The following is a 565-nucleotide window of genomic DNA, read 5'->3' as shown; positions in this document are numbered from 1 at the left end:
TTCCGGCCTGTGCGCATGGTTGTGTCGGGGGCACGGTCGTCCGCGCGGTGATGTGATAGGGGCAGAGAGCGTGCCGGATGACGGCGTTGATCCCGCAAGTCCGTGCGACGTGAGCGGCGCGTTGCAGCAGGATCTGTGGCGGAAAGGCGGCGGGCACGGGCTCGGCGACGGCTGTTCGTTCGACGGCGGACTCAGGTGGAAAGAGACTAACCGGCCGTTCAGCGGGTGGGCGGGCGGGTTGTCGGACGGGCGCGCGTCCGGACCTTGAGTGTCGATCGGGCCGAACGGCACCGCGTACGGATCGGCGAGGTAATAGTCGATCGCCTCGAGCCCGGTCGTGCCGGGGTAGCCGATCCAGCTCACCTGGATCGGCGCGGGCTGGCGCGCGAACATCGGCAGCCGGTTGCGCCCGCTGTGGCCGGACAGGTCGACGAGGATGTCGATCCTGTCGTGGCGCACGCGTTCGGCGAATTGCTCGTCGCTGAGCGGCATCACCATGTGCCAGCCTTGCGCGTACGAGCGAATCCGCTCGGTCACCGAATCTTCGCGGGCGAACGTGTAATAG

1 pseudogene is annotated in these 565 nt (G+C 67.8%); it reads right to left on the bottom strand.

Annotated features, from left to right (window positions below):
* Nucleotides 1–565 (bottom strand): annotated as a pseudogene (locus J5M58_RS25985) (hypothetical protein); the annotation flags it as partial.

Source organism: Pseudomonas sp. 32_A, from assembly GCF_017490905.1.
Classification (GTDB): domain Bacteria; phylum Pseudomonadota; class Gammaproteobacteria; order Pseudomonadales; family Pseudomonadaceae; genus Aquipseudomonas; species Aquipseudomonas inefficax.
The sequence above is the reverse complement of the archived record's forward strand: the minus strand, read 5'-3'. Positions and strand labels throughout refer to the sequence as shown.